General features: G+C 60.5%; 21 protein-coding genes. 8 read left to right on the forward strand and 13 right to left on the reverse strand.

The features are described from left to right. From IE188_RS13635 to IE188_RS13650, 4 genes are all read right to left on the reverse strand, one after another. The coding region (locus IE188_RS13635) for a GTP-binding protein (RefSeq protein WP_191287073.1) at window positions 1–691 on the reverse strand (691 nt) is incomplete at its 3' end. Window positions 692–862: 171 nt separating this feature from the next. After that, window positions 863–2,038, reverse strand: a complete 1,176-nt coding sequence (locus tag IE188_RS13640; RefSeq protein ID WP_191287074.1) for a M48 family metallopeptidase — start codon at window positions 2,036–2,038, stop codon at window positions 863–865. Then, window positions 2,035–3,216, reverse strand: coding sequence for a DUF898 family protein (locus tag IE188_RS13645; RefSeq protein ID WP_191287075.1), 1,182 nt, complete (start codon window positions 3,214–3,216; stop codon window positions 2,035–2,037). Before IE188_RS13645 ends, IE188_RS13640 begins: the two co-directional genes overlap by 4 nt. A gap of 3 nt (window positions 3,217–3,219) precedes the next feature. Next, window positions 3,220–5,553 (reverse strand): DNA topoisomerase IV subunit A, encoded by a 2,334-nt coding sequence (locus IE188_RS13650; RefSeq protein WP_191287076.1) that lies wholly within the window; start codon window positions 5,551–5,553, stop codon window positions 3,220–3,222. Window positions 5,554–5,792: 239 nt separating this feature from the next. Here IE188_RS13650 and IE188_RS13655 point away from each other — a divergent pair, with 239 nt between their 5' ends. From IE188_RS13655 to IE188_RS13680, 6 genes are all read left to right on the forward strand, one after another. Next, window positions 5,793–6,386, forward strand: a complete 594-nt coding sequence (locus IE188_RS13655) for an SH3 domain-containing protein (RefSeq protein ID WP_191287077.1) — start codon at window positions 5,793–5,795, stop codon at window positions 6,384–6,386. 124 nt (window positions 6,387–6,510) lie between these two features. After that, window positions 6,511–7,347 carry an SDR family NAD(P)-dependent oxidoreductase gene (locus IE188_RS13660; RefSeq protein ID WP_191287078.1) on the forward strand — a complete coding sequence of 279 codons (837 nt, stop codon included), beginning with the start codon at window positions 6,511–6,513 and terminating at the stop codon, window positions 7,345–7,347. Between the two features lie 73 nt (window positions 7,348–7,420). Next, window positions 7,421–7,627, forward strand: coding sequence for a twin transmembrane helix small protein (locus IE188_RS13665; RefSeq protein ID WP_191287079.1), 207 nt, complete (start codon window positions 7,421–7,423; stop codon window positions 7,625–7,627). Continuing rightward, complete coding sequence (locus IE188_RS13670; protein WP_191287080.1) at window positions 7,627–8,199, forward strand: cob(I)yrinic acid a,c-diamide adenosyltransferase; 573 nt, start codon at window positions 7,627–7,629, stop codon at window positions 8,197–8,199. The genes IE188_RS13665 and IE188_RS13670 overlap by 1 nt, the downstream gene beginning before the upstream one ends. A gap of 191 nt (window positions 8,200–8,390) precedes the next feature. Beyond that, entirely contained in the window at window positions 8,391–9,149 is a 759-nt protein-coding gene (locus IE188_RS13675) for an electron transfer flavoprotein subunit beta/FixA family protein (RefSeq protein WP_191287081.1), read from the forward strand. Then, on the forward strand, window positions 9,149–10,075 hold the full coding sequence (locus IE188_RS13680; RefSeq protein WP_191287082.1) for an electron transfer flavoprotein subunit alpha/FixB family protein: 927 nt from the start codon (window positions 9,149–9,151) through the stop codon (window positions 10,073–10,075). Before IE188_RS13675 ends, IE188_RS13680 begins: the two co-directional genes overlap by 1 nt. A 61-nt stretch (window positions 10,076–10,136) precedes the next feature. Here IE188_RS13680 and IE188_RS13685 read toward each other — a convergent pair whose 3' ends face one another. Then, on the reverse strand, window positions 10,137–10,964 hold the full coding sequence (locus IE188_RS13685) for a DUF6473 family protein (protein ID WP_191287083.1): 828 nt from the start codon (window positions 10,962–10,964) through the stop codon (window positions 10,137–10,139). Window positions 10,965–11,124: 160 nt separating this feature from the next. Here IE188_RS13685 and IE188_RS13690 point away from each other — a divergent pair, with 160 nt between their 5' ends. Next, a complete protein-coding gene (locus tag IE188_RS13690) occupies window positions 11,125–12,000 on the forward strand; it encodes a 3-hydroxybutyryl-CoA dehydrogenase (protein WP_191287084.1) in 876 nt (291 codons plus the stop codon). A 5-nt stretch (window positions 12,001–12,005) separates the two neighbouring features. On the opposite strand, the gene IE188_RS13695 is transcribed toward IE188_RS13690, so the two are convergent. Genes IE188_RS13695 through IE188_RS13725 form a run of 7 tightly spaced genes read right to left on the reverse strand, consistent with a single transcriptional unit; the run spans window position 12,006 to window position 17,478 of the window. Next, entirely contained in the window at window positions 12,006–12,869 is an 864-nt protein-coding gene (locus IE188_RS13695; protein WP_229836859.1) for a lysophospholipid acyltransferase family protein, read from the reverse strand. Window positions 12,870–12,925: 56 nt separating this feature from the next. Further along, window positions 12,926–13,198 (reverse strand): HPr family phosphocarrier protein, encoded by a 273-nt coding sequence (locus tag IE188_RS13700; protein WP_091428078.1) that lies wholly within the window; start codon window positions 13,196–13,198, stop codon window positions 12,926–12,928. A gap of 3 nt (window positions 13,199–13,201) precedes the next feature. Next, window positions 13,202–13,597 carry a PTS sugar transporter subunit IIA gene (locus tag IE188_RS13705; RefSeq protein WP_191287086.1) on the reverse strand — a complete coding sequence of 132 codons (396 nt, stop codon included), beginning with the start codon at window positions 13,595–13,597 and terminating at the stop codon, window positions 13,202–13,204. Window positions 13,598–13,601: 4 nt separating this feature from the next. Beyond that, complete coding sequence (rapZ, locus tag IE188_RS13710) at window positions 13,602–14,510, reverse strand: RNase adapter RapZ (RefSeq protein ID WP_191287087.1); 909 nt, start codon at window positions 14,508–14,510, stop codon at window positions 13,602–13,604. A 9-nt stretch (window positions 14,511–14,519) separates the two neighbouring features. Further along, window positions 14,520–14,969 (reverse strand): HPr kinase/phosphorylase, encoded by a 450-nt coding sequence (locus IE188_RS13715; RefSeq protein ID WP_191287088.1) that lies wholly within the window; start codon window positions 14,967–14,969, stop codon window positions 14,520–14,522. After that, on the reverse strand, window positions 14,966–16,753 hold the full coding sequence (locus IE188_RS13720) for a sensor histidine kinase (RefSeq protein ID WP_191287089.1): 1,788 nt from the start codon (window positions 16,751–16,753) through the stop codon (window positions 14,966–14,968). The genes IE188_RS13715 and IE188_RS13720 overlap by 4 nt, the downstream gene beginning before the upstream one ends. A 20-nt stretch (window positions 16,754–16,773) precedes the next feature. Continuing rightward, entirely contained in the window at window positions 16,774–17,478 is a 705-nt protein-coding gene (locus IE188_RS13725; protein ID WP_191287090.1) for a response regulator transcription factor, read from the reverse strand. Between the two features lie 360 nt (window positions 17,479–17,838). Between IE188_RS13725 and IE188_RS13730 the strand changes: the two genes are divergently transcribed. Then, window positions 17,839–19,437, forward strand: a complete 1,599-nt coding sequence (locus tag IE188_RS13730) for a phosphoenolpyruvate carboxykinase (RefSeq protein ID WP_191287091.1) — start codon at window positions 17,839–17,841, stop codon at window positions 19,435–19,437. 60 nt (window positions 19,438–19,497) lie between these two features. Here the strand turns inward: IE188_RS13730 and IE188_RS13735 are convergent, their stop codons facing one another. Then, the gene (locus tag IE188_RS13735; protein WP_191287092.1) at window positions 19,498–20,265 is read right to left on the reverse strand and encodes a sulfite exporter TauE/SafE family protein; all 768 of its coding nucleotides are present in this window, start codon (window positions 20,263–20,265) and stop codon (window positions 19,498–19,500) included. Window positions 20,266–20,331 lie beyond the last annotated feature (66 nt).

Here is a 20,331-nt window from a genome sequence, read left to right on the forward strand (position 1 = left end):
GCTCCACACGACCGGTCACAACCGTGCCACGGCCCGAGATCGAGAACACGTCCTCGATCGGCAAGAGGAACGCACCGTCAACCGGACGGGCCGGCGTCGGGATGAACTCGTCCACAGCCGCCATCAGCTCGCGGATCTTGTCTTCGCCGATATTGGCGTCACGGCCTTCCAGAGCGGCCAGGGCCGACCCTGCGATGATCGGAATGTCGTCGCCGGGATAGCCGTATTCGGTCAGCAGTTCGCGGACTTCCATTTCCACCAGCTCAAGCAGCTCTTCGTCGTCCACCTGGTCAACCTTGTTCATGAACACGACCATGGTCGGAATACCAACCTGGCGGCCCAGAAGGATGTGCTCGCGGGTCTGCGGCATCGGGCCGTCAGCGGCGTTCACAACCAGGATCGCGCCGTCCATCTGCGCCGCACCGGTGATCATGTTCTTCACATAGTCAGCGTGGCCGGGGCAGTCGACATGCGCATAGTGGCGCGCGTCGGTTTCATATTCCACATGCGCCGTCGAGATCGTGATCCCACGCGCTTTCTCTTCCGGTGCGCCGTCAATCTGGTCATACGCCTGGAAATCACCGAAATACTTGGTGATCGCAGCGGTCAGCGTCGTCTTGCCGTGGTCAACGTGGCCAATCGTGCCGATGTTGACGTGCGGTTTGGAGCGTTCAAACTTTTCCTTAGCCATGTGCCATAAGCCTTGTATCTGATGGGGTTGCGCCGAACCCGGATTTATTATCGCGCGCTCACTACTCGGTCGCGCCGGGAAAATCAAGGCTTGCGTGACCCGGATCGCGCGGAAAGCCAAGATTGTTTCATTTGGGAATGTCCGCCCCGGGAAACGCGCCGCGACCTTCCTCTAGTCTCCGTCAGGCCAGGCCTTCTTGTCTGGCAGGTTCGTGTCGGGTTGCACGGCCGCTCCGTTCTGGCACACCGTTTGCAACGACCGCCAGGCTTCCGGCTCCAGCACCGCGCCATAGCTTCGCCCTTCGACAACAGCGTCCTGCGCCGCCGCGATCCGTTTGCCCATCTGCGGATGCGACATGAAATGCGCCACGATCCCTTCCGCATCGCCATGTTCCGCCAGCAGACGTTCAAACATCGTGCCCAGCGCAGCAGGCGATACACCCGCCTTGTCCAGCAACTCATGGGCATAAACATCTGCCGCAGCTTCGGCGGACTGACTGTAGGAGGCATTGATCAGTTGGTTGGCCAGAAACAGCGCAATCGTCCCTCCGGCGAAATCACCGAACAGAAGGCCCAACACACCCAGCGACCCCGCCGAGCGAAGCGCGTCACGGGTCGGGTCGCGATTGACCACATGGCCGATTTCATGCGCCAGCACGGCGGCAATCTCTTCAGCGTTTTCGGCCTGCTCGATCAAGCCCCGGAAAAAGACGACGCGCCCGCCAGGCAGGGCAAAGGCGTTGACCATATCATGATCCAGAATGTGGATTTGCACGTCATATGGCAGGTCCGAGGCTGGGTTCAGCTTGTCATACATTGCCTGCATCGCCGCAGTGCCCGCCGGGGCGTCGCAGATCGGCGTGCCGACCAGCCCCGTTTCGTCCAGCGCCATGCGGATCTGTTCAAATGTGGTGTCCCCCAGCGCCTTCTCGCCCTCGGGCGGCAGCATCACGGCCAGTTGGGCTGCCATCATCGGGACCAGCACGAAGATGATCGCTGCGACGGATACGACCGCCCCACCGGCCCAGGCCATCAATTTGGGAAATGTGATCACCCGGTCACGTTTCCCAAGACGTGGCGCGCGGGCGCGCAGTTGCGATTGCAGGGTCTTGTCGCGCAGATAGAGCCGCGAAAGCCTGTCGCCAGAACGGCTGATCACCAGTGTTTCCGTGTCGGCCTGATCGGGTTCGGCCCGCACGTCAGCCCAAGGCCAGATCAACATTTGTTCATCGGGCAGGGAAAGTTCGACCCCTTCGGTTTGCAAGCGCACCGCAACACGGGTCAGGACCGCGCGGTCGCCTGCAACGAAATCCGCGAATACGACGGGGGACGTTGGTGCGCCGGTCATATCGCGGCCCCCACATCCAAGGCTTCGGCGAAGCCCTCTGCTTCGGCAAATTCATCCCGGTCGCGTTGGGTGATCTGGTGCAGGTCATCGGCATTCACGATCCGCGTCACCTCGGCGAAATGTGCGGTGATGGGCAGGGTGATCCAGGCATGTGTCATCGCACGATAGCTCAGGAAGATCGCGAAATAGATCAGGATCATGATCGGGGCGCCTGCGGCCATCATCGCTTCGATCTGATCCGGGTTCTCAAGGTCAAAACTCCCGCCACCGCCGCCGACTGCAGCCAGAACCAGACCCGTGGCGACAAGCACCAATCCGGTGAACACGAGATAAATCAGGAACCAGCCCAGCGCATATATGCCGATGATGGTCCAGGGTCGGGGTGTTGTGCGAAACCGCATGTCGCCCAGTTCTTTGGCTTCTGTCAGTCGCTTGAAGCTGTCGGCCCGCCAATAGGCCAGGCCATAGATGCCCCATGGCACGGTCAGCAGAAACGCCGCGAGCCAGGCCGGGTTGTCAAAGGCGGCGGCCATGCCACCAGCCACCGCTGACAGGACCAGCGGGTAATAGACGTGCTTCATGGATCCAAACAACATCCCGCGCCGCCCACCCTGCACGAACTGCTGGTTGCCGAAATAGGTGTGGTTGGTCTTGTATTTCTCAAGCCAAAGCGTGGTCAGTGGCCAAGCCAGCCCGAGCGTCGCAATGGCAAGACCCCAATGTACCATCGCCCGCCACGCATAACCCCAAGCCCCCGGTTCCAACCCGAACCGGATGCCGCGCCAGCGGGTGCGGGCCAGAATGTATCTGCGCGCGCGGTACTGCGCGAAAAAGATGATGGGGGCGAGACCCGCAAGGCTGAGCAGATAGGCCGCGACATTTCCCTGCAACCAGGCAAAGCTGATATACATCAGGATCAGGTTCACCACGCCGATATAAAACGCCATGAACACAACGGCGACCAAGAAGCCAAGCAGCTTTTCCAACGGGTCGCCCACATATTCCAGCGGGATGCCTCCGGGGCGAATGGCGCTCCAATAATACCGCCGCAAGCGTGTTTTGGCCCAGAAGCGATAGAAGCCAAGCGTCAGGATGGTCAGAAGACCGGTTCGCAGCGCCAATCCCAACATCGGACCTTTGCGCCCGGAATACATGATGTTCAGATCAGTGAGCGGCATCGGTCAGTCAAATTTGTTGTCACGCGGGAAACCATGCGGCGGGGCCTTGCCCACGCCTGCCCGCTTGCCCAGCCAAGGCGACATGTCTGCCTCGGTCCGGGTGCGGTCGCCCGTGGCGGGCCATGACAGACCGGCCTCCCAATCGAAGGTCTTGAGGTCAGATAATCCGCCATCCAGTTCAAGCACACCCTGCTTGCCGCGTGCGCTGTTGTATTTCTGAAGCCGCACACCTTTGCCGCGCGTCATCTCGTTGATCTCGGCCACCGGGAAGACAAGCAGCTTGCGGTTCTCGGATACAATCGCGACATGATCGCCTTCGACCGGCTTGCAAATCTTGGCGCGGGCATCGCCCACGTTCAGCACCTGTTTGCCATTCTTGGTCTGCGCCAGAACGTCATCTTCGCCCACGATAAACCCGTTGCCCGCTGTCGAGGCCACCAGCAAGCGCCGTCCCGGCTGGTGAATGAACAGGTCCACGATCTCGGCCTCGTTCGGCAGATCCACCATCAGGCGCAGGGGTTCGCCCATACCGCGCCCGCCGGGCAGGTTGGCCGCCGACAGCGTGAAGAACTTGCCGTTCGAATCGAAGACCAGCAGCTTGTCGGTGGTTTCAGCGTGGAAGATGAAGCGGGGGCCGTCGCCATCGCGGAACTTCAGTTCGCGCGTCAGGTCGATATGGCCTGACATGGCGCGTATCCACCCCATTTGCGAGCAGACCACGGTGATCGGTTCTTTCTCGATCATCGCTTCCAGCGGCACGTCCTCGACCTCGCCCGCCTCGGCGAACTGGGTGCGCCGGGCGCCGCCTTCGTAATCCTTGCCAAACAGCTTCTTGGTTTCTTTCAACTGCTCGGAAATGCGCGCCCATTGCAGGCTTTCACTGTCCAAAAGATCCTCAAGCCCCGCGCGTTCTTCCATCAACTCGTCGCGTTCGCGGACCAGTTCGATTTCTTCCAAGCGGCGCAGACTGCGCAGGCGCATGTTGAGGATCGCATCGACCTGCACTTCGGACAGTTCGCCCTCGCCGGGGGGCGGGCTGACATAGTCAGACTCGCTCATCGCGCGGACGTGGTCACGGCCCCAATCCTCGCGCATCAGGGCGGGTTTGGGGTCGTCGTCATAGCGAATAATGTCGATCACGCGATCAAGGTTCAGAAAGGCGACAATGAAGCCTTCCAATACCTCAAGCCGGTGGTCGATCTTTTCCATCCGGTGGGTCGAGCGGCGCAGCAGCACGTCACGGCGATGGTCAAGAAAGGCGCGCAGCACCTCTTTCATCGAACAGACCTTCGGCGTCACCCCGTCTATCAGCACGTTCATGTTCAGGCTGAACCGTGTCTCAAGGTCCGAGTTGCGGAACATCAGGTTCATCAGAAGCTCGGCATCCACATTCTTGGATTTCGGCTCCAGCACGATGCGGATATCGTCGGCGCTTTCGTCGCGAATATCGCCAAGGATCGGGACCTTCTTGGTCTGGATCAACTCGGCGATCTTTTCGATCAGCTTCGACTTTTGAACCTGATACGGAATCTCGGTTACAACGACCTGCCACTGGCCACGGCCCAGATCCTCGATCTCCCATTTGCAGCGCAGACGGAAAGACCCGCGCCCGGTGCGATAAGCCTGCGCGATGTTTTCACGCGGCTCGACAATTACGCCGCCGGTTGGGAAATCCGGGCCGGGCACATAGTTCAGAAGCGTGTCGTCTCGCGCATCGGGCACCTTGATCAGATGCAGGCAGGCGTCGATCAGCTCGGCAATGTTGTGCGGCGGAATATTGGTGGCCATGCCGACGGCAATCCCGGACGAGCCATTGGCCAGCAGATTCGGAAACTCGGCGGGCAGAACCACCGGTTCCGTCAGGCGCCCGTCATAGTTGTCACGAAAATCGACCGCGTTTTCGTCCAGCCCTTGCAACATGGCCTCGGCCACGAAGGTCATCCGCGCTTCTGTGTATCTGCTGGCGGCTGGATTATCACCGTCGATATTGCCAAAGTTCCCCTGCCCATCGACCAGCGGATAACGCACCGCGAAATCCTGCGCCAGACGCGCCATCGCGTCATAGATCGCAGCGTCCCCGTGGGGGTGGAAATCCCCCATCGTGTCACCAGAAATCTTGGCGGATTTCAAAAACTTGCCACCAGATGCCAGCTTCAGCCGCGACATCGCGTAAAGGATGCGGCGGTGCACCGGTTTCAGACCATCGCGCGCGTCCGGCAAAGCCCGGTGCATGATGGTCGACAGGGCATAGGTCAGGTAACGATCCCCGATCGCCCGGCGCAACGGCTCGGACAAGGTTGGGGAGTTTTCGTTGCTGTCATCGGTCAATTCGTTCATAATCGTTGTGTATCGAGTGCTGTCGGAAGGGTAAAGCTGCTGCGGGAAAGGTTGACGAACTTTCCCCTGATATTTTTGCAAGACACGGTGTTCATTTTAACACCAAGCTGACGAACTCCTGCTTATACGTTGTCTGCAAGGGCTGACATACGGAACCAAGACAAGGGTCGTGCGTTAAGCGATTGAACAGAAGATCAAAAAGATCTCGCCAAGGGTAAATGGTTTAAAGGGGATTTAAGATGGGGATTATCAAACTAAGCTGCCTGACACTCGGGGCGCTCGGCGTGGCGATGCTGCATTTCGGCCGCGATGACGGTCTGCCCGTTGACCGGATCGGGCGCGAACCAACCATTGCGCAGGACACGATCGTGCCGGTGTCAGCCGCACTCGACCCGGGGATCGCAGGCTCGCCTGAAATTGCCGAAGGTGAAATTATCGCAACCGCAAATGCAACCCCGGCGGCTCAAGCGCCGAAAGCGGCGGCACCTGCGCGCCTTGTGGCGGTGCCAGTTATGCTGGCAAGCGCATCGACGCCACAAACGCCTGCGGAACTTGCCGAAGCTCAGGCGCGAAAGATGGCGTCAAACATCACAACCGCAACCCCGGCTGCGGCCAGCCTGACTACCGACGCCTTTCCTACGGTCTTTGTCAGCGGCACAACCGTGAACATGCGCGCCGGGCCGTCGACCAAACATGGTGTCGTGGCAAAATTGACCTACGGGACCGAGGTTTATGACATGGGCACAACCGCCAGCGGGTGGAGCCAGATCAAAGTGTTGGACACCGGAGCGCGGGGTTTCATGGCAACGCGTTTTCTGGTGTCGCAGCTTTAACCGTCCGGCAAATGCCTGAAATCAGCCCCGAATGACGCGGCCGACCACAGGTACGCGTCATTTTCCGTTGACCCCATCGCGCCAGACCGCCTTAGTGCTGCCTGCGCGAAACAGGGATCACCACATGACCACACCAACAAAATCCATCCTGATCACCGGGTGCTCGTCGGGTATCGGCTATGACGCGGCGCACGCGTTGGCCAAACGCGGCTGGCGGGTCTTTGCGACCTGCCGGAAAGACGCTGACTGCGAACGACTGCGTGCCGAAGGGCTGGAAAGCGTCGTCCTGGATCACGCGGATGCTGCCAGCATGGACGCCGCCATGGCCGAGGTTCTGAACCGCACCGGTGGCACACTGGGCGCGCTGTTCAACAACGGGGCGTTTGCGATTCCCGGTGCTGTCGAAGACCTGCCCACCGATGCTCTGCGGTCGATTTTTGAGACGAACCTGTTTGGTTATCACCACCTGACTCGCCTTGCCCTGCCGGTGATGCGGGCGCAGGGACATGGGCGGGTGGTCAACAACTCGTCCGTTCTGGGGTTTGCGGCCATGCCGTGGCGCGGGGCGTATGTGGCGTCAAAATTCGCGTTGGAGGGCCTGACCGACACGCTGCGGCTTGAGATGCGAAGCACCAACATCAAGGTGATCCTGATCGAGCCCGGCCCGATCACCACGAAAATCCGCCAGAACGCACAACCGCATTTCGAACGCTGGATCGACTGGGAAAACAGCCCGCGCCGCAACCTCTATGCCAAACTGCGCGAGCGGCTTTATGACGACAGCGGCACGCCCGACCGGTTCGAACTGCCGCCATCGGCGGTCACTGATAAGCTGATCCATGCGCTGGAAAGCCAGAATCCAAAGCCGCGCTACTACGTCACCACGGCGACCCGTATCGCAGGGATTGCCCGGCGGGTTCTGTCGACCCGGGTGGGGGATCGCCTGACGCCCAACGGCTAAGCGCGGCCGATTGCCCCTCGCCTTTTTGGCGTCACGGCGCTATCTCATCAGGAACTTAACCCGAGGATATTTCATGTTCGACGACCCGTTATTTCTGATTGTTGCCGTTGCCTGCGGTGCCGTGGTCATCATCCTGATGCTGGGCATCGGATCGTTTGGCATCGGTGGCGAGACGTCGCGGAAATACTCGAACAAGATGATGCGGTGGCGGGTTGCGGCGCAGGCCATCGCCATTGCACTGATCCTTCTGTTTGTCTGGCTGCGCGGAGGAAATGGCTGATGGTAGTTCTGAACAAGATTTACACCCGTACCGGGGATAAGGGCGAAACCGCTTTGGGCGACGGATCGCGCGTGGCCAAGCATTCAGCCCGCGTGGATGCCTATGGCACCGTGGACGAAACCAATGCCACGATCGGTTTGGCGCGGCTGCACGCCGAGGGGGACACAGACGCCGCCCTTGCCCGCATCCAGAACGATCTGTTCGATCTGGGCGCTGATCTATGCCGCCCTGAAATGGCCAAGGATGCCGAGGCCGAATACCCACCCCTGCGCATGGCGCAGGAGCAGGTCGACCGGCTGGAGGCCGAGATCGACGCGATGAACAAGGCGCTGGAACCGTTGCGCAGTTTCATCCTGCCCGGCGGGTCCGCCCTGGCGGCGCATCTGCACCTGTCGCGCACGGTCAGCCGCCGCGCCGAACGTCTGGCCACCGAACTGGCCGCGCAGGAGCATGTGAACCCGGTGGCGGTGAAATACCTGAACCGCCTGTCCGACTGGTGCTTTGTCGCAGCCCGCGTGGCCAATGACGACGGCAAGGCCGACGTGCTTTGGGTGCCGGGCGCCAACCGATAGACCCGCCGCAACACCGGTGACATGCCACATATCGGAAACATTCTCGTAACGAATCCCCGTCAAAAGCAAAAAACGCGGCGTCCTTTGGACAGAACGTGACGATTTTGCGCTGTTTTCAGCGCCCTTGACCCGGTAAACGGGTGTGGAACTGAGACCGCCCCATTCGGGGCCTAATTGGGAGAGACACGCCAATGAAGGTGCTTGTGCCTGTGAAGCGCGTGATCGACTACAACGTGAAAGTTCGTGTGAAAGCGGACGGATCAGGTGTCGATCTTGCAAACGTGAAAATGTCGATGAACCCCTTCGACGAAATCGCCGTCGAAGAGGCGATCCGCCTGAAGGAAGCTGGCAAGGCGGACGAAATCGTCGTCGTGTCGATCGGCGTGAAGCAATCTCAGGAAACCCTGCGCACCGCGCTGGCGATGGGGGCGGACCGCGCGATTCTGGTGGTGGCCGCCGAAGACGTGCACACCGACATCGAACCGCTGGCGGTGGCCAAGATTCTGGCGAAGGTCGTGGAAGAAGAAAAACCCGACATCGTTCTGGCGGGCAAGCAAGCCATCGACAACGACATGAACGCCACCGGTCAGATGCTGGCGGCCCTGCTGGGCTGGTCGCAAGGCACCTTTGCGTCGGAACTGAATATCGAGGGCGACAACGCCGTTGTGACCCGCGAAGTTGATGGCGGTCTGCAAACGATCAAGGTCTCGATGCCAACGATCGTCACTGTCGATCTGCGCTTGAACGAACCGCGCTATGCGTCCCTTCCGAACATCATGAAAGCGAAGAAAAAGCCGCTGGACGAAAAGACCGCCGCCGATTACGGCGTCGATACCGCCCCGCGCCTTGAGATCGTCAAGACCGAAGAACCAGCCGCCCGTGCGGCCGGGATCATCGTCGGCTCGGTCGACGAGTTGGTAGAGAAACTTAAAGAAGCGGGGGCTGTATAATGGCTGTTCTTCTTCTCGCAGAAGTCAACAATGGCGAATTGGCGATGGACGCCACCGCCAAGGCTGTCACCGCTGCCAAGGCGCTGGGTGACGTGACGGTTCTGGCCGCGGGCGCTTCGGCTGCCGCGGCTGGTGAAGCTGCCGCCAAGATCGACGGTGTGTCCAAGGTGTTGGTCGCCGAAGACCCCTCGCTGGGCCACCGATTGGCGGAATCAACCGCTGCGTTGATCGTGTCGCTGGCTGACGATTACGAACACATCGTGGCCCCGGCCACCACTGACGCCAAGAACGTGATGCCCCGCGTGGCCGCCCTTCTCGACGTGATGGTGATCTCGGACGCGTCCGGTGTGGTGGATGCCAACACCTTCGAACGCCCGATCTATGCCGGCAACGCCGTGCAGACCGTGAAGTCGTCGGATGCCAAGAAGGTCGTGACCTTCCGCACATCGACCTTTGATGCCGCTGGCGAAGGCGGGTCGGCTTCGGTCGAAACTGTGTCTGCCGCCGACAATCCCGGCCTGTCCGAATGGGTCGAAGACAAGGTTGCCGAAAGCGACCGGCCCGAGCTGACCTCGGCCGGTGTGGTCGTGTCCGGCGGGCGCGGCGTTGGCTCGGAAGAGGATTTCGCCCTGATCGAGAAACTGGCCGACAAGCTGGGCGCTGCCGTTGGTGCGTCGCGCGCGGCGGTCGATTCGGGCTATGCCCCGAACGACTGGCAGGTGGGCCAGACCGGCAAGGTCGTCGCTCCGGACCTGTATATCGCCGTCGGCATTTCGGGCGCCATCCAGCACTTGGCTGGCATGAAGGATTCGAAAATCATCGTCGCGATCAACAAGGACGAGGAAGCCCCGATCTTCCAGGTGGCCGATTTCGGTCTGGTCGCCGACCTGTTCGAGGCCGTTCCGGCGCTGACAGAAAAGCTCTGACGCCCAAAGATATACTACAGATCAAGGCCCGCCACCGTAGCGGGCCTTTTTCATGCGCGCATCAAAGCAACCGGTCGATCGCACAATGCAACGCGCGGCTTGCATTCCGGTGCGCGACACAGCCCAACATGTCGCGCGTGGCCGGTCCATCCATATCGGCATAGACCAGCCCACTTTGCCCGTCCTGCTTCTGCCGGGGGGTTACGGCAACCTCGACCGTTTCCGCGACAAAGGGCGCGATGGCCTGCATCATCTCTTGATCGATAAACAGGGGATCGGATCCGCTGATACCATCGACACCGCCCGACCGGATCGGGTGGTCGGCCAGCCACAACAGCACGATGTCACAATCCAGCCGGGCGATCAGCAGCTTCATCCGCGCCACCCAGGCGGTGCGCAGTTCTTCCACCACATGCCTAAACCGCTCGGCCGATACGTCGTGCAGCGCGGTCAGTAGGTGGCGGGTAAAATTGAACTCCGTCAGATCGACGTCGCCATACAGTTCTTTCAGCAGGTTTGAGCCGCGCAAGAACCTGTCATTCCGCCTTGGATGCACGGAATAGAACCGGTTGGACATGTTGTGCGCGCCCGGCACCTGCAACACTGTGACCCTGGCGCGATTGGCAAGAGTCAGCAGCCCGTGATCATGCAGAAACGCGTCCACTCCGGCATTCTGGCAGCCGAAATTGATGACCTGCATCCCCATCTCAAGCCCCAGCAGATCCGGATAGGGATGTTCGTGATACTTTCCGAATGTCTCGGTCCCGCCGAGCACGGCGACATAGGGCGCCGCCAGTTTCCGCTTCGGCCCGCGAAACAGGATTTTGGACGTGCCATATCTGCACAAATGATACTCCAACGGGCTTTTGCCCAAGGTGTCGTAAGCCATTCCACCCACTCCGTTCTTGTTCACCCGACCCGATGATTCGCATGAAGTGGTTTGGATTTGGCTAATCTTCAAATGCAGGTAATTTTCTTAGCGGCTGCTTAACCCTTGCACCCCTGCCGCACCGCCGCATAGTCTGTTGCAAGACAAGGAAAGGGATCAGATGAGCATCGAGACAATCGGCATCGTGGGTGCCGGGCAGATGGGCAACGGCATCGCGCATGTGATGGCGCTGGCCGGGTATGACGTGCGCCTGAACGATATCAGTCAGGACAGTCTGGATGCTGCCATGGCGCGCATCGCAAAGAACATGGAACGGCAGGTCGCGCGTGAGGCGATCACGCCTGAAGACCGCGACACGGCGCTGGGGCGGATTTCGACCACGCTGCAGTTGCCAGAGATCGGTGCAACCGACCTGATCATCGAAGCGGCGACGGAAAACGAAGCCCTGAAGAAGAAGATTTTCGATGGGCTTCTGCCGCATCTGAAACCGGATACGATCCTGACCTCTAACACCTCGTCCATCTCGATCACACGGCTGGCCAGCGGCACCGACCGGCCCGAACGGTTCATGGGCTTTCACTTCATGAACCCGGTGCCGGTGATGCAACTGGTCGAGCTGATCCGCGGCATTGCCACGGACGAAGCCACCTTCAAGGCCTGTCACGGCGTCGTCGAACGCCTGGGCAAGACCGCCGCCAGCGCCGAGGATTTCCCCGCCTTCATCGTCAACCGTATCCTGATGCCGATGATCAACGAAGCCGTTTACACGCTCTATGAAGGGGTGGGATCGGTGCAAAGCATCGACACCTCATTGAAGCTGGGCGCCAACCACCCGATGGGGCCGCTGGAACTGGCCGATTTCATCGGGCTGGACACTTGTCTGGCGATCATGAACGTGCTGCATGACGGGTTGGCGGATACGAAATACCGCCCCTGCCCGCTTCTTACCAAGTATGTCGAAGCTGGCTGGCTGGGGCGTAAATCGAAACGCGGTTTTTATGACTATCGTGGCGAGGTGCCCGTTCCGACACGGTGACGCCACTAGTCGCGAGGTTTGCCCAATGCCAGCGTATGATCGCGCAACCACCCCATGAAACCACGCGGATCTGTGTGCAACCGCTCCATTTCCGCGTCCGACAGCACCGGCCCGATCACCGGCTTCTGCGGGCGGTTACAACTGCGCACGATCTCGTGCAGCAGCAATGCCTGGCGCATGGTGGCCGACAGCCGGTTGGCCATCTGATACCAGCGCGAATTTGCGCCGGGGAAATAGATCGGCACCACCTTGGCGCCGGATCGCCGGATCAGCTGCGCCGTAAAAACATTCCACTCGCGTTCGATCGCCGGCCCGAACAGCGTATCGGACGATGCGACCACGCCGGATGGAAACAGGGTCACAAGCCCCCCGGCCTTTAGATGCGCCATGGTCTGCGCGCGCATTTCGACCATCTTTTGCTGCGCGTCGGGGTCATGGGGAAATGGCACCGGGATCATGTAGGATGACGCAACCTCGTCCAACCCATCCAGAACCGAACGGCTCAGGATCCGATAGTCCTGACGGCGACGGCCGATCAGCTCGGCCAGAACCATCCCATCCACCAGACCGTGCGGGTGATTGGCGACTGCGATCACGGGGCCGTCCGCCGGGATTTGCTTTAGCTGCTCGTCGGGCGTTTCAACCCGAATGCCCATCACGTCCAGACAAGCCCCCCAGAACGCCTGACCCTTCGGGGCACCGCGCCGTTCCAGTTTGCGCACCATCCGCAGGATCGAGATCTTGCCCGTCAGCCATTCCACCACGCGGATGACATAGGACTGGATCGGGTTGTTCAGGGAATTGGCATAGGTCAGGTTGCGACGGTCATATTGATCATGCGACAGGTCGCCCTGGCTTTGTCCGGCCATATCGCTGTCAGTGTTGTTCACAACATCTTGTCCCATATCAGCCTGCAGCACGTGCCTTACATGCCTTCGCCGAACTTGTCTTCGACCAACTCGGTCAGGGCCGCCATCAACTCGGCCGCCTGCGGGCCCGAGGTTTCGACATGGATCTTGGTGCCCTGAGATGCCGCCAGCATCAAAAGCCCCATGATCGAATCCCCTTCGGCGTCAATGCCATCCTTGGACACGCGCGCGGTCGCATCATGGTTTTCCACAGTGTCAACGAACTTGGCCGAGGCGCGCGCGTGCAGGCCCTTGACGTTGATGATCTCCAATTCGCGGCTTGTGCTCATACACTACACCCCCTGTATACCATCAATACAGTCGATGTATTTCCGGCCCGCCGCAAGTGCCTTGCTTGTGGACATGTCAATCGGCAAATGTCGGGTCTTGGCCAGCTTCACCAGCATGGGCAAATTGGCGCCGTACAGGATCTTGCGGTCAGCCTTGCTGCAGGCTGGCAGCGACAGGTTGGCGGGCGATCCGCCGAACATATCGACCACGACCACGACACCGTCGCCCTTGTCGACGGCATCAGCCGCGGCTGAGATTTCCGATTGCTTGCTGGCCCGGTCGCAATCCGCCGCGGTCGAGATGGCACGCACGCCCGGTTGCTTGCCGACGACATGTTCGACAGCGGCAAGATATTCATTCGCAAGCCCGCCATGCGCGACGATCACGATGCCGATCACGCTCTTACCCCAATTGTTTCGACGCCGGCCCCGTTTCGGCACGGCGTTCCATTTCTCGGTGTCTAATTGACACCTGCCACCCCTTGTTTGCAAGGGTCTTCGCCAGTCTTTCCGTAAGGGCAACAGAGCGGTGTTGCCCTCCGGTACATCCAAACCCGATGGCCAGATGCGATTTCCCCTCGTCCCCATAGGCAGGGATTAGAAAATCCACCAGTTCGGAGACTCGGGTGAAGAACTCGTCGAACCGCGGATCCTTGGCGACATAGTCCGCAACCGCATCATCACGCCCGTCCAGCGACCTGAGTGTCGGTTCCCAGTGCGGGTTGCGCAGGAACCGTGCGTCCAACACCATATCAAGCCCGCGCGGCACACCGCGCTTGTAGGAAAAGGAATGGACCGATACCGCCAGGTTTTCAGCACCTGACTGCGACAGCCATTGCATCAGCTCTTCTTTCAGCTCATGCGGCGACAGATCCGAGGTGTCGATCAGCACATCCGCCCGCCCCCGGATGGGCACCAGCAGCTCGATTTCGCGGGTGATGCCGTGATCCGGGGTTTCGGCGGGCGCCAGCGGGTGGCGACGCCGCGTTTCCGAATAGCGGCGGATCAACACATCGCGCGAGCAATCCAGATACAGAAGCTCGACATCATGGCGATCATCTTCCCGCAGATCCTCGATCACCTGCAACATCATCTCGGTCGAGAAATCGCGGTTGCGCACATCCACGCCCAGCGCCAACGGGTGATCCAGAACAGGTCCGCCCAGAACCCGGCTGATCAGCGACAGCGGCAGGTTGTCGATGACCTCGTAGCCGATATCCTCCAGCACACGAATGGCCGTCGTGCGCCCGGCACCCGAGGGACCGGTGACCAGAACAACCTTTTGTCCCGTGTTGGTGTTGTCGTCTGTCATCATCTTCGCCTAGCTTGTCCCGTCATGCCTGCCGGATTTCAACAGGTGGTATAGCGCACATGCGAAGTAAGGTGCATCAACCCGTAAAACAAGGTCGATTTCGTATCCGCCAATGTTTGTGAGACGTCGTGAAGGGGGAAGGCGATCCACCTCGTCCTTTGACAGATCAACGACCAGTTGAAGGTGCGCCGATGCCTTCCACGGCACATTGATCAGCCCGATGCCCCGCGCCTCGATCACCCCTTGCAGGCGGTCGGGCGCCATGACCACAGGACCATCTTCGCCAACCCTCACCCGACTGTAATCATCCGCGACCAGGCTGGCGCCCAATCCGATCAACTCCAGCGCCAGTGACGATTTTCCAGACCCCGAGGGGCCGACGATCATCGCCGCGGCATCACCAACGGCAATCGTCGTAGCATGATAGCCAAGCGGATCGGGCCGGTCGCTTTGGGTCACACCGGAAGGCCAACCACGAAGCGCGCGCCCAGCGGGTCCGAGGTCACATCCGCATCGGTAGGCCGGATGTTCTCGGCCCAGATCACGCCGCCATGGGCTTCGACAATCTGCTTCGAGATCGCAAGCCCCAGACCCGAGTTGTTGCCGAACTGGTTCTCCGGCCGCTCGGAGTAAAACCGCTTGAAGATCTTGTTCAGCGCCTGTTCCGGGATGCCAGGGCCAGTATCCTCGACCACCACCAGCACCCGGTTTTCACGACGGCGCGCCCAGACACGGATCGCATCCCCTTCGTCGCAGAAGCTCAGCGCATTGGTGATCAGGTTCACGAACACCTGTGCCAACCGGGCTTCCAACCCGCGAATGTAAATCGGGTCAGGCGGCAGGTCGGTGATGAACTCAACCCCCTTGTCGCTGCCTTCGTTGCCCAGATAGTCGGTCAGGTTGCGCAGCATCTTCAGAAGGTTGAACTCTTCCTCTTCTTCCTTCACCAATTCGCTGTCCAGCCGCGAGGCGTTCGAGATGTCGCTGACCAACCGGTCCAGCCGCCGCACGTCATGGTCGATCACGTCCAGCAACTTGTTCCGGTGTTCGTCTTTCTTGGCCAGGCGCAAGGTGCCGATGGCGGACCGCAGGCTGGCCAGCGGGTTCTTGATCTCGTGCGCCACGTCGGCGGCAAACTGTTCGTTGGAATCGATCCGGTCATACAGCGCCGCAACCATTCCGCGCAGAGCCCCTGACAGGCGGCCGATCTCATCCGGTCGCGCGGTCAGATCCGGGATGCGAACGCGCCCGGTGCGAACGCTGTTGTGATCCTTGTCCCGCCCCAGTTCGGCGGCGGCGGCCAGATCGGACAGCGGGTTGGCAATGGTCGAGGCCAGAACGAGGCTCAGCCCGATCGACACAAGGATCGCGATCACGAACATCTGCAGCAATTGCTCGCGCTCGGCCCGCACCAGCAGATCAAGCTCACCCGCGGCGCTGGTAATCGCCACGACGCCGGCCGGGACGCCATTTTGCAGGATCGGGGTTGCGACGGAAAACACCGTGCCGCCGTTTTCATCGACGCCGTTCGACACGCGCGTCGCGCCGTTCATCGCGCCGGGATACAAGGTGCGGGCCATCACTTCGGTGTCCAAGGGGATAGATTGCCCGTCTCCCTTGGCCACGATGCCCGACACGCCTTCCCACACCGCGTTCAGAAGATCGGTGATGATGGTCGACCCGACCTCGTGCCCCATGCCGTCGACCGGAGTCGGTTCGGCGCTTGGCACCCCGACCGAGCGTGCCAGCAGCGCCTCGTTCGCATCGAACACGAACACCTCCAGCCCCGCCGGAAGCTGCAAGTCAGACAGTGTCTCGGCAAAGTCAGGCTGTGCAGGTTGGGCAAGTTGAGAGGTGGCAGGGGTCACATCGGGGGCCGTATCGCCCCCCTCGGACGGCTCCGGCACGGTTGCCGCCTGAATTTCGCTGGCCTGTTCCAGCTGGGCTTCGAACACATCCGCGATCAACTCGGCCTCGACCACCAACCCGCGTTCGCGTTGGATCAGAAGGCTGTCGCGAAACGGGTTCAGATACAGAACCCCGGCCACCAGAACCACCAGACCAAGCAGGTTGAACGTGATGATCTTTCGCGCCAGTGGCGACCGGTTGATCGAAATCAGCCCGCGCTGCGCCCGCTTGTCGCGCAGCTCGAAATCCATCTCGCCAGTCGGCGAGACCCAATCTTCACCCAGAACAAGATCGCTTCGGGTTGTGGCCTTGGTGTCCTTCACCTTTTTCACCATCTTGTCCAACGCACGCGGCGTTATACCTCGTTATACCGGTACCCGATGCCATAGAGCGTTTCGATGGCCGAGAAATCGTCATCCGCGGTCCGCATCTTCTTGCGCAACCGCTTGATGTGGCTGTCGATGGTGCGGTCATCCACATAAACCTGATCGTCATAGGCCACATCCATCAACTGGTCGCGGCTTTTGACAAAACCGGGGCGTTGGGCAAGAGCCTGAAGCAACAGGAACTCGGTCACTGTCAGAGACACGTCCTTGCCCTTCCAGGTGACAGCATGGCGCAGCGGGTCCATCGTCAGATCACCGCGCACCAGCGATTTGCTTTCCTCAACCTCGCCCGCGTCATCCTTGGCGATGACCTCCTGCCGTCGCAGAAGCGCGCGAATGCGTTCGACCAGCAACCGCTGACTGAAGGGCTTGGTCACGTAATCGTCGGCCCCCATGCGCAGGCCCAGAACCTCGTCGATCTCATCATCTTTCGAGGTCAGGAAAATCACCGGCATCGTTTTGGTTTTTTGCCGCAGGCGCTGCAACAGGTCCATCCCGTCCATCCGAGGCATCTTGATGTCCAGCACGGCCATGTCGGGCAGGCGCTGCATGAACGCGTCCAGCGCGCTTTGTCCATCGTTATAGGTTTCAACTTCGAAGCCCTCGGCCTCGAGAGTAATGGCGACGGAGGTCAGGATATTCCTGTCATCGTCCACCAACGCGATTCTCGACATAGGGGTCTCCTTACACTGCTCGTTGTTATTTTGTTTTTCGCCATTGTCCTGTTTTCAGTGTTGCGAATCAATAACGAACTGCGAATCGCGGCTGCAGGTACGCGCCCGCCGCGCGAAATGATCAGAATGCTGGCGAATTTACCGCACATTCCCGCATTCCCATGCGCAACATGATTGCGCAAACAGACGCTTGGTTGCGCTAACTGCGCCAAAGCGACCTGTTCCATCTGAAAGTCACCATGCTATAGCGCGAACATCGGCCCTCGTTCACATGAGGGTTGGCGCGCGTGGTGGATGCCGCGCGCTTGCATGTGAAACCTATATACGCCGGGCCAGACAGGCCGGCGACAGGAGCGAGATATGACCACTGGACGGGTGAACCCAGAACGCCGCTTGGAAGATCAAGGCATCAAGGGGCTGGGCAATGTCTATTACAACTTGATGGAGCCGGACCTGATCGAAGCCGCACTGGCGCGCGGCGAAGGACGTTTGGGTCAGGGTGGCGCCTTCCTGGTCACGACCGGCAAGCACACGGGCCGCTCTCCCAAGGACAAGTTCGTCGTCAAAACCCCGAATGTCGAGCCGCATATCTGGTGGGACAACAACCCGCCAATGGACCCGGCCAAGTTCGATGTTCTGTATGAAGACATGCTGGAGCATATGAAGGGCGGCGACTACTATGTTCAGGATCTGTTCGGTGGCGCCGATCCCGCCTATCGGCTGGACGTGCGGCTGGTGACGGAACTGGCCTGGCACAGCCTGTTCATCCGCCACATGCTGCGCCGCCCTGATCGTGAAGAGCTGGACGATTTCGACCCTGAATTTACCGTCATCAACTGCCCGACCTTCAAGGCCGACGCCGAACGTCACGGCTGCCGGTCGGAAACAGTCATCGCGCTGAACTTCGACCGCAAGCTGATCTTGATTGGCGGCACCGAATACGCGGGCGAAAACAAGAAATCCGTGTTCACGCTGCTGAATTATATCCTGCCGGAAAAAGGCGTGATGCCGATGCATTGCTCGGCCAACCACGCAAAAGCCAACCCGGTCGACACGGCGATTTTCTTCGGCCTGTCAGGCACCGGCAAAACCACCCTGTCCGCCGACCCCGAGCGCACGTTGATCGGGGATGACGAACACGGCTGGTCGGACACCGGCACCTTCAACTTCGAAGGTGGCTGCTATGCCAAGACCATCAACCTGTCAGCCGAGGCCGAGCCGGAAATCTATGCGACCACGACCAAGTTCGCGACGGTCATCGAAAACATGGTCTATGACGAAGAGACCAAGGAACTGGATTTCGAGGATGACAGCCTGACCGCGAACATGCGCTGCGCCTATCCGCTGCACTATATCGCCAACGCGTCGAAATCGGCTATCGGCGGCCACCCGAAGAATATCATCATGCTGACTTGCGATGCGTTCGGCGTCCTGCCCCCCATCGCGCGGCTGACCCCGGCGCAGGCGATGTATCACTTCCTGTCTGGCTTCACCTCGAAGGTCGCTGGCACCGAAAAGGGCGTGACCGAGCCCGAGCCCACATTCTCGACCTGTTTCGGCGCCCCCTTCATGCCGCGCCGCCCGGCCGAGTACGGCGCGCTGCTGCGGGACAAGATCGCCAAGCATGGCGCAACCTGCTGGCTGGTCAACACCGGCTGGACCGGCGGCGCCTATGGCACCGGTTCGCGGATGCCGATCCGTGCCACGCGTGCGCTCTTGACCGCTGCGCTGGACGGATCGCTGGCCAACTCGCAATTCCGCAAGGACGACAATTTCGGGTTCGAAGTGCCCGTGACGGTCGAAGGCGTGCCGGACCTGCTTCTGAACCCGCGCCGCACCTGGCAGGACGCCGCCGCCTATGATGCGCAGGCGCAGAAACTGGTCGATATGTTTGCCAAGAACTTCGTTCAGTATGAAAGCGATATCGACGACGACGTGAAGGCCGTGGCCATCGGCTGATCCGCGACCACAACGACATGCAAGCGCGCCTCGGTATCCGGGGCGCGTTTTGCATTCGGCCTAGCCCCACAGCCCTCGGCGGATCAGGTTCAACCCGGCAATCGTCAATACGATCAGCGTCACCCGCTTGAACGTCGCTTGCGGCATCCTGTCATGCAGAACGCCGCCCAGTGCCATCCCGATCAGCGCCGGGATCAGCATCAGGACCGACATCGGCAGCGTCTGCGCGTTCAGCACGCCGGATTTCACATGCGCTGCAAACAGCGCCACCGCCCCAACCCCATAGATCACCCCTTGCACCCGCATCTGCTCGGCCTTCGGCGTGTCGATCGCCGTCAGATAGGCGATGGTGGGCGGCCCCCAGACGCCGGACAAACCACCCGACAGACCCGCAAAGGCGCCGATCAGGCTTTCATCCCGCTTGCGGTGCCTTGCGTGCAGTGTGGGTTTCCAACCGCTCAGCTGCATCAGGCAGAACGCCACGACCGGCACGCCGATCAGGATGAACAATGCCGCCTGCGACAACACGGTCACAAGCTGCGCACTGAGGGTCAGGCAGATCAGAAGCGCGATCAGAAAGACGCGAAACTTGTCCACAGCCTTCCACGCCGCCCTCAACCCCTGTCGGAACGCCTGGTATCCGTTGGTGACCACGGTCGGCACGATCAGCGCGGCCAGGGCTTGATCGGCTGGCAACATCGTGGCCAAGCCGGAAATCATGATCAGTGGCATGCCGAAGCCGACCGCGCCCTTTACGAACCCGGCAAAGACCGCGACAAGTGCCGCCAGAAGCACCGTCAACTGCGTCAGTTCAGAAACTAGTCCCATACCGGTTTGATCCTGTTTTCCCTGTTCTACCCAAGCCGGAGGGAGCGCGCATTAGGCAATTTTGCG

The sequence above is a fragment of the Aliiroseovarius zhejiangensis genome (genome assembly GCF_014656375.1).
GTDB classification, from domain to species: Bacteria; Pseudomonadota; Alphaproteobacteria; order Rhodobacterales; family Rhodobacteraceae; genus Aliiroseovarius; species Aliiroseovarius zhejiangensis.

Excerpts from the sequence above, each read along its gene's own strand:
- IE188_RS13735 (WP_191287092.1), bottom strand. The coding sequence starts at position 20,265 with ATGGGACTAGTTTCTGAACTGACGCAGTTGACGGTGCTTCTGGCGGCA.
- IE188_RS13670 (WP_191287080.1), top strand. The coding sequence starts at position 7,627 with ATGGTAGTTCTGAACAAGATTTACACCCGTACCGGGGATAAGGGCGAA.
- IE188_RS13725 (WP_191287090.1), bottom strand. The coding sequence starts at position 17,478 with ATGTCGAGAATCGCGTTGGTGGACGATGACAGGAATATCCTGACCTCC.
- IE188_RS13690 (WP_191287084.1), top strand. The coding sequence starts at position 11,125 with ATGAGCATCGAGACAATCGGCATCGTGGGTGCCGGGCAGATGGGCAAC.
- IE188_RS13680 (WP_191287082.1), top strand. The coding sequence starts at position 9,149 with ATGGCTGTTCTTCTTCTCGCAGAAGTCAACAATGGCGAATTGGCGATG.
- IE188_RS13685 (WP_191287083.1), bottom strand. The coding sequence starts at position 10,964 with ATGGCTTACGACACCTTGGGCAAAAGCCCGTTGGAGTATCATTTGTGC.
- IE188_RS13730 (WP_191287091.1), top strand. The coding sequence starts at position 17,839 with ATGACCACTGGACGGGTGAACCCAGAACGCCGCTTGGAAGATCAAGGC.
- IE188_RS13655 (WP_191287077.1), top strand. The coding sequence starts at position 5,793 with ATGGGGATTATCAAACTAAGCTGCCTGACACTCGGGGCGCTCGGCGTG.
- IE188_RS13720 (WP_191287089.1), bottom strand. The coding sequence starts at position 16,753 with ATGGTGAAAAAGGTGAAGGACACCAAGGCCACAACCCGAAGCGATCTT.
- IE188_RS13700 (WP_091428078.1), bottom strand. The coding sequence starts at position 13,198 with ATGAGCACAAGCCGCGAATTGGAGATCATCAACGTCAAGGGCCTGCAC.
- IE188_RS13650 (WP_191287076.1), bottom strand. The coding sequence starts at position 5,553 with ATGAACGAATTGACCGATGACAGCAACGAAAACTCCCCAACCTTGTCC.
- IE188_RS13675 (WP_191287081.1), top strand. The coding sequence starts at position 8,391 with ATGAAGGTGCTTGTGCCTGTGAAGCGCGTGATCGACTACAACGTGAAA.
- IE188_RS13695 (WP_229836859.1), bottom strand. The coding sequence starts at position 12,869 with ATGGCCGGACAAAGCCAGGGCGACCTGTCGCATGATCAATATGACCGT.
- rapZ (WP_191287087.1), bottom strand. The coding sequence starts at position 14,510 with ATGACAGACGACAACACCAACACGGGACAAAAGGTTGTTCTGGTCACC.
- IE188_RS13660 (WP_191287078.1), top strand. The coding sequence starts at position 6,511 with ATGACCACACCAACAAAATCCATCCTGATCACCGGGTGCTCGTCGGGT.
- IE188_RS13645 (WP_191287075.1), bottom strand. The coding sequence starts at position 3,216 with ATGCCGCTCACTGATCTGAACATCATGTATTCCGGGCGCAAAGGTCCG.
- IE188_RS13665 (WP_191287079.1), top strand. The coding sequence starts at position 7,421 with ATGTTCGACGACCCGTTATTTCTGATTGTTGCCGTTGCCTGCGGTGCC.
- IE188_RS13640 (WP_191287074.1), bottom strand. The coding sequence starts at position 2,038 with ATGACCGGCGCACCAACGTCCCCCGTCGTATTCGCGGATTTCGTTGCA.